5 protein-coding genes and 2 pseudogenes are annotated in these 7,533 nt (G+C 57.8%); 6 read left to right on the forward strand and 1 reads right to left on the reverse strand.

What is annotated here, in order from left to right:
* The 6 genes and pseudogenes from tdh to EN884_RS18095 form a co-directional block, all read left to right on the forward strand.
* A partial coding sequence (gene tdh, locus EN884_RS18070; RefSeq protein WP_127219194.1) for an L-threonine 3-dehydrogenase occupies positions 1-899 on the forward strand: 899 nt, incomplete at its 5' end.
* Between the two features lie 714 nt (positions 900-1,613).
* Positions 1,614-1,782 (forward strand): annotated as a pseudogene (locus tag EN884_RS39615) (transposase); the annotation flags it as partial.
* An 805-nt stretch (positions 1,783-2,587) separates the two neighbouring features.
* Entirely contained in the window at positions 2,588-3,274 is a 687-nt protein-coding gene (locus tag EN884_RS18080) for a response regulator transcription factor (RefSeq protein ID WP_063169262.1), read from the forward strand.
* A gap of 71 nt (positions 3,275-3,345) precedes the next feature.
* Positions 3,346-4,767 (forward strand): type II and III secretion system protein family protein, encoded by a 1,422-nt coding sequence (locus tag EN884_RS18085; RefSeq protein ID WP_063170365.1) that lies wholly within the window; start codon positions 3,346-3,348, stop codon positions 4,765-4,767.
* A 12-nt stretch (positions 4,768-4,779) separates the two neighbouring features.
* The gene (locus tag EN884_RS18090; RefSeq protein WP_063169261.1) at positions 4,780-5,340 is read left to right on the forward strand and encodes a CpaD family pilus assembly lipoprotein; all 561 of its coding nucleotides are present in this window, start codon (positions 4,780-4,782) and stop codon (positions 5,338-5,340) included.
* A gap of 83 nt (positions 5,341-5,423) precedes the next feature.
* Complete coding sequence (locus EN884_RS18095) at positions 5,424-7,295, forward strand: acyltransferase family protein (protein WP_063169260.1); 1,872 nt, start codon at positions 5,424-5,426, stop codon at positions 7,293-7,295.
* Positions 7,296-7,401: 106 nt separating this feature from the next.
* Here the strand turns inward: EN884_RS18095 and EN884_RS18100 are convergent.
* A pseudogene (locus EN884_RS18100) lies at positions 7,402-7,533 on the reverse strand (IS481 family transposase); the annotation flags it as partial.

A 7,533-nucleotide genomic window follows, 5' to 3' on the forward strand; every position in this document is an offset into this window, starting at 1 on the left:
TGCACATCTACAATTGGGACCAGTGGGCGCAGAAGACGGTGCCGGTGCCGATGGTGACGGGCCATGAATTCGTCGGCACCGTTGCCGATTTCGGCGCAGCGGTCACCGAATACAAGGTCGGCCAGCGTGTATCGGGCGAAGGCCACATCGTCTGCGGCCATTGCCGCAACTGTCGCGCCGGGCGAGGGCATCTGTGCCGCAACACGCTCGGCGTCGGCGTCAACCGTCCAGGCGCCTTCGGCGAGTATCTGGCGATCCCGCAGCACAATGTCGTGCCGATCCCCGACGATGTGCCCGATGAGATTGCCGCGATCTTCGATCCCTTGGGCAATGCCGTCCACACCGCATTGTCCTTCGATCTGGTCGGCGAGGACGTGCTGGTGACTGGCGCCGGGCCGATCGGCATCATGGGCGCGCTCGTCGCCCAATGCGTCGGCGCGCGCAAAGTGGTCATCACTGACATCAACCCGGTGCGGCTGGCGCTAGCCAAGAAACTCGGCGTCCAGCATGTCGTCGACGCCTCGAAGGAGAAGCTGCGCGACGTCATGCCGGTGCTCGGCATGACCGAGGGGTTCGACGTCGGCCTCGAAATGTCAGGCGCCGCCCCCGCTTTCCGCGACATGATCGACACCATGAACAATGGCGGCAAGATCGCCATTCTGGGCATCGCGCCGACCGGCTTCGAGATCGACTGGAACAAGGTCATCTTCAAGATGCTGCATCTCAAAGGCATCTACGGCCGCGAGATGTTCGAAACCTGGTACAAGATGATCGCGCTTGTGCAGGGTCCGCTGGATGTCTCCGGCCTGATCACCCACCGCATCGGCATCGACGATTTTCAGATCGGTTTCGATGCGATGAAGAGCGGCAGTTCCGGCAAGGTGGTGATGGACTGGTAGGGATTGCCTTGGCCGCTATTCAGGAAAAGCTGACGACAGCACCTCTGGTCCGCCGGACATTTTCCAACTAGGGGAACATGGCTGGGTGGAGAGCTATGGCTCCGCTACGTGCGCTCGCTAATCATATACGGCGACGTATCGCGGCCCACCCGGTGACGGTCGATGGGGCAATTCGCTTCAGTCGATGACGGAAACCCGGTGAACCGATGCTGAGGCCCCGACGCGATCGTCTATTTCCTATGATCTGCGATTGAGGTCGAGGTGTTGCCGCTTTCAGCGGGTAAGATGCGATAGACGACTTCCGGTACCCTTCCGGTCAGCGAAAAGGAAGGCAACGAGCCGCATTGCCTCAAGCAAAATGTTACCAATAGTGTCCTGTTCCAAAGGGGATGGACAGGTCGTGCCATTCCGGTTCGGGGGAAGGATGGCGCGGCTCAGCATGGCGACACGGTGAAGCGGCGATCGTGGAGCTTTATTGCGGCGTTGACAAGCGGCGCATTCTGGATGAGTTCGAGGCGGTAACCGGCTATTATTCGCAAGCGCGCGATCCGTCTTATGAACCGTCGTGAGCAGAGGCCGTCTGCGGGCAAGAGCCGCAGCCGCTGTTACGGCAGCGATGTCCGCGACGCGCTCATCGTGTTGTGGGAGGATTCGGAGCGGCTGGGTCCGCATCGACGCTCGCGGCGGCCAGCGCCGCCGGGCAGGAATGAGTTCGCAGTTCGCCGCTCGGTGCCAGCCCGCACCTTCGGCGATTGGAAAGATCCGCCGCCCGGCTTTGTTGAGCGCATTCGGGCACGTCTTCGTCAGGGAGCTTCGTGCAGACGATGGTGCTGACCGGATTGCCGCCGGCTGGACCGATTGCATTCCGCTCCGCACGCGCGACAGCGGCAATGTGATCATGGCGATCAAGCAGGCCCGCTCCCGGTTTCGCTGACCCTGTGCTGCTGTTTGCCGGCATCCGCCCGCACAGGAAGAGCTTGTAAAAGTGCGGAAATCGAGGAGCCGTTGGTCGTCGATCTTCAGCCTGAACGCGGTCGTTTGCTGGTGCCGCAAATCGGCTGTTGCATGTACATCCCTGTCAGACGTCAGTTTTCCTCGCCTATTTTGGTGTCGAGCGCGAAGTGCTCCAACCAGATTGCAAGGCTTTTTGGAAATGAGAGCGGCTTTGCGCAGGGCGCTCCGTTGTTGAGCATTCAAGCTACCAAGCCAATGACGCGCAGGTTCCACCAGGCTCGCCAGCCTTGAAGGACAGCGAAAAAAGCAGAGCACGACAGACACAACAGTGCATCAGGACGCCGCAGTCGTTGAAGATGGTGCGCTGCATCCATACCGTGGATGCATTCGATCCAAATAATCGATTTGTTCAATCAGTTTCTCGAAAGCTAACCCTACCCTCTGTGGGAATCGGGCTCTGAGCCGCGACGCTGCCTTGCGAGCGCAGGGGCTGCACGTAGGAGAGATGATGCAACGAGAAATCGCACGCGGGTTGCTGGCCTCGTGGGTTCGCCGACCGGCGTATTTGAGCCCGTCAGTTGGTCCTCACCCGCGCCTATTGCCACCGAGCGACTTGCATGTCCCTCCGACTCGGACCAGTTCCGAGAGCTGCGACGAGTTGCGCGCCGTGTGCTCCGATCAGATGGCCGCCGGTGACGCGTTCGATGGGCCGTCCCTCTTCGAGAGGAGATGAAATGCGAACGCTGCTCGTGGATCATCATGCGGATCTTGCGCGCGCCATGCGACTTGCGCTCGGGGATGGCGGCTTCGTCGTTGATGTCGTTGGTACTCTGGAACTGGCTTCGAGTGCATTTTCTTGCGCCAGCTATGAAATTCTCCTGCTGGAATTGGCTCTGCCAGATGGCGATGGCTTGGGTTGGCTGAGGCAGTTGAGGACCCACGGGCATTCAGTTCCTGCCGTCATTATGAGCAGCCTTAACGATCTCGATAAGCGAATTGCGATCTTCAACGGTGGTGCGGACGACTTTCTGCTCAAACCCATCTCTACCGATGAGCTTATTGCCAGAATGAGAGCCATTCTGCGCCGGGCGACACAGATGACCGACCTGAGGCTCGTATTTGGCAATCTCGACTTTGATCCGGTCGCCCGCCAGGTTTTCGTTGATGGGCACCCAATGATGATCGCACGTCGCGAACTCTGTGTTCTAGAGCACCTGCTTAACCGGGCAGGCCGCATCGTGCCCCGTGCGCAATTGGAAGATCACCTCTATTCATTCAACGACGACGTGTCTGCCAACGCGCTTGAAGTCGGAATTTATCGTTTACGGGGACATCTGACCAGATCAGGTGCAACGCCACGGATCAAGACCATCCGAGGCATTGGTTACATCCTAGAATTGACTGACGCCTCGTCCGCATAGTTTGTCGAATCGAAAGAAGATCTATTTTGCTGATCCTTCAACATCCTTGCGCTGCGCTCAATTGGCGGGCGATCGCCAACAAGGTTACAAGACCTGCAGTGCCCCGTTACCTGGGCCATCTCCTCTGCGCGCTTATTGTGACTTTCCCACTTGGTGTCGCGGCGCAAAACAAGCAGGACAAAGGCCCGCCGCATGCGGCTTCGAATAGCATCAACGCCACGCTGACCCTTTCCTCTTCGCTCGGGGAGACCGTTCATCTGCCCGGGCCAGCCACGACCATCTTTGTTGCTGACCCCACGATCGCGGATTTTCAGGCGCCATCGAGCAAAACAATCTTCGTCTTTGGCAAGAAATCGGGGCGGACCAGCCTATTCGCCTTGGATGGCAATGGCGAGCCTCTCGCCGAATTGCGTATCGTTGTCACGCAACCGATCGGGGATTTACGCGCCATGTTGCGGGAGCAGGTCGGCGACTATCCCATCCGCGTCAACTATACGCCGCGCGGCGCAATCCTTAGCGGGACGGCGCCCGACGCAGAGGTCGCCGACACCGCAAAAAGAGTCACTGAGCAATATCTGGGCGACGGAGCGCAAGTCGTCAACAACATCAAGGTCGCTGGATCCCTGCAAGTTAACCTCAGCGTGCGCGTAGCCGAAGTCTCACGCAGCGCCATGAAGTCACTCGGCGTCAACTTGTCCGCCTTCGGTCAAATCGGCAATTTCAAAGTGGGCGTTCTAAGCGGAAGCGCTGCAAGCGCTGGGTCTGGTTCAACCCAGGGTGGCGGTACAGCAGAAATCGGATTCGACAACGGTGCCGTCAACGTCAGCGCGGTTCTCGACGCGCTCGCCAAGGAGCATATAGCTTCCGTCCTGGCTGAGCCGAACCTCACCGCTATGTCGGGTGAAAAGGCCAGCTTTCTCGCGGGCGGCGAATTTCCCATTCCTGTCCTGCAGGAAAACAGGCAGGTATCGGTTGAATTCCGTCACTTCGGCGTCAGTCTGGAATTTGTGCCGACAGTTCTCAGCAACAATCAAATCAACATTCACGTAACGCCCGAAGTCAGTGAACTGTCGACGCAAGGTGCCGTGCAAATCAACGGAATTTCCGTGCCGGCAGTTTCCACGCGCCGAGCCGATACGGTCGTCGAACTCGCCAGCGGCCAGAGCTTCGCAATCGGCGGTCTAATCAGGCGGAACGTCAACAATGATGTCAGGGCCTTTCCCTGGCTCGGAGAACTGGCGATCCTGGGACCGCTTTTTCGCTCGACCTCGTTTCAAAAAGAGGAGTCAGAACTGGTCATTCTAGTTACGCCTTACATTGTAAGACCAGGCTCCAACCCAAACCAGATGAGCGCACCGACCGAGCGGGCGGCACCGGCTTTGAACGGAGGGGGCGCTCCGACGAATTCCGTGACAAGTCCCCCGCGAGACCGCGCTGCTATCCGTGCGGGCGCGCCAAGCGCCCAGGGCGGTCTCGGCTTCATCATCGAATAGTGTCATCCAAAGATGTTGCGTTTTATAATCCTCTTTGTCGCTCTGGCACCAAGCGTAAGTGGCTGCACAAGCACTACGCCAGTTGATGTCGAACCATCGGCACCAATGCTTGTCCGAGAGGAGACCACCGTCCTGACGTTGCAAAGCCTGCGCGCTTCCGAACGGCAGCGTTTGCGTGTTTTCCTAGACAAGGCCAGTCGCGGCCGGTTCGATGCCATCCACCTCCTCATCAGCGGTTCGCCCCAGCTCAGCGCAGGGGTAGCCCATCAGGCCAGGCAGTTGGCAATCGAAGAAGACAACATTCAATTGCGCGATCAACACGACGCCGGCTCAGTGCGAATTGAGGCGATTGTCTATCACGCCCGTCCGCCGGTCTGTCCCTCATATGGTGCCTTACCCAATGAAGAATCCTTCAAACAGCCGCTTGGTTGTTCGACAGGACATAACCTGGCCGTGATGGTCAACGATCCGCGCGATCTGCTCGACAATCAGGCCGTCAAGGCCGGCGATGGCGATCGTGCTTCTGTACCAGTTGCAACTTACAGAACATTCGGGACGGATAAAGGTGGCTGATACCGCCCTTATCTCGGCAGCACTCCTACCGGAGATTGAAAGCTTCCAATCGCGTCCTGATCTAAAATAAAAGGAACCGCTGGATGCAATATAGGCGCTATATCGAGGGCCTTAGGGCCGTTGCTGTACTTCCGGTCGTACTCTTTCATTTCGGAATTTCGGCGATCCCGGGTGGCTTTAGCGGGGTCGATATCTTCTTCGTCATCTCCGGCTACCTAACCAGCGGAAGCCTCCTGGATGACCTTGAACGCGGCCAATTTTCCATCGTCAACTTCTACTGGCGCCGTGCCCGGCGCATTCTGCCGGCGCTCGTCTTTGTGATGCTTCTCACCTGCATTGCGGCATTGTTCATTCTTCTGCCACCGGATCTGCGCGGATTCAGTCTTAGCATCATAGCTACCTCGACCTTCTGGTCGAACGTTTTCTTCTGGAAAACGTCAAGTTACTTCTCTATCGATGCCGCGCTTCTACCACTGTTGCACACTTGGCCGCTTTCCGTAGCGGAGCAGTACTACATCTTCGCACCAATCCTGATGTTCCTAATCTATCGCTACATCGGGAAGCGCTGGCTGACGACACTTCTTCCGATAATTCTCTGCAGCTTCGTAGTGGCGGTGATGGCGACATCGCTGGCACCCACCGCCGGATTCTATCTGCTGCCGACCCGAATCTGGGAACTCATGTTGGGCGCCCTGCTCATGCTCAAATGCCCCTCGCCGCTGGGCAACCGACTCCTGATGGAGTCGGTGGGGGTGGCCGGATTTGGCCTTCTCGCCATCGGGTTCTTCGCGATTTCGGCGAGTGATCCGTTCCCAGGCTACAACGCCTTGTATCCATGCATCGGAACGGCCCTTCTGATCTATGTTGGCCAAAATACCCCCTCGACGGTCGCCACCCGCATGCTCGAAGTCAGGCCGCTGGTCTGGATTGGGCTCATCTCGTATTCGTTGTATCTTGTTCACTGGCCTCTCAATGCGTTCGCGCACTATCTTTCGTTCCAAAAACTCGATCCGTTGATGACCGGTGCGATGTTGGTGGCAAGCCTCGCATTGGCTGCATTCTCCTGGAAGTTTGTAGAGCAGCCGTTTCGACAGAAGAGGGCCTTCACCTCCCCGGGGCCTATCTTCGCCTTTTCAGCGCTCGCGATCGTTGTCCTTTGTGCCGGCGGAGCGGCGGGGGCGCTCGGCAACGGCTTTCCGCAACGGTTTCCGGACTATGTCCAGCGGCGCATTTCCGTCGGGGACTGGAGGAATGGCATCTGTTTCAACGAGGGCACCAGCCGGATCGAAAGCTGGAATATGGAGGATTGCACGCGCACCAGCGGTTTTCCAACAACGGTTTTTTTGTGGGGCGACTCCTTCGCCGCGCACTATGTTTCCGGCTTGGGTGCTAACATAAATCGATTGCAGGCGAACATCGTTGAATATACGTACGCCAGCTGCGCGCCGATACTCTATTACTACCCGTACGATCGTCTTGATTGTGTCCGGTTCAATCGCAAGGCCTTGGACGTCATCTTGGAAGCGGACATCAAGACGGTTATCCTCAGCGGTAGATGGAGTGACTATGAGGTCAGAGGTTTCGACGGTCTTCAGCAAACAATCGCTACGCTTCGTGCCCTGGGCGTGCGCGTGTTTGTCATCGGCCAGTCTCCGCAGTTCCCAACTGACGTCCGGAAAATTGCGTTCTTCGCCAAGCGCCAAAATCTGGACGATACGTCCTGGCCGATCGCGATGGACCCCGACGTCAACGAACGTGTGCGCTCATTTACCAAAGGCGCCACATTCATCGATCCGCTGAAATTCCTGTGCAGCGCAGGACGCTGCGCCTATTTCGATAGAGGAGAGTTTTTATATTTCGACTATGGTCATTTCTCTTCAGCCGGCGCCACACTGGCAATCTCGAAATACTGGCCGGCTTTTGGCAAGGACAATGCTCTTCCTAAGACGAAGTAGCGGCTCAGCGGCTGACAAGCACCAGTACGGGTCCCAGTGATAGCTCCTGCTTCCGCAGCAGCCGCGACGATGGAGCTGTTCAGGTTTAAGGCCCCCCGATAGTGACCTAGGTGTGGAGCTTCAACAGGTTGTCCTCGATCAGGGCGAGGCGACTGATAGGCGTTTTTGACTTTAGGCTGCCATGTGGACGATGCCAATTGTATCTGTGCAGCCAGACAGGCAGTTCGGCGGCACGATG

It is taken from the genome of Mesorhizobium sp. M7A.F.Ca.AU.001.01.1.1 (assembly GCF_004022735.1).
Classification (GTDB): domain Bacteria; phylum Pseudomonadota; class Alphaproteobacteria; order Rhizobiales; family Rhizobiaceae; genus Mesorhizobium; species Mesorhizobium ciceri.

Coding starts and splice junctions, on each gene's coding strand:
- EN884_RS18095 (WP_063169260.1), top strand. CDS start 5,424: ATGCAATATAGGCGCTATATCGAGGGCCTTAGGGCCGTTGCTGTACTT.
- EN884_RS18080 (WP_063169262.1), top strand. CDS start 2,588: ATGCGAACGCTGCTCGTGGATCATCATGCGGATCTTGCGCGCGCCATG.
- EN884_RS18090 (WP_063169261.1), top strand. CDS start 4,780: ATGTTGCGTTTTATAATCCTCTTTGTCGCTCTGGCACCAAGCGTAAGT.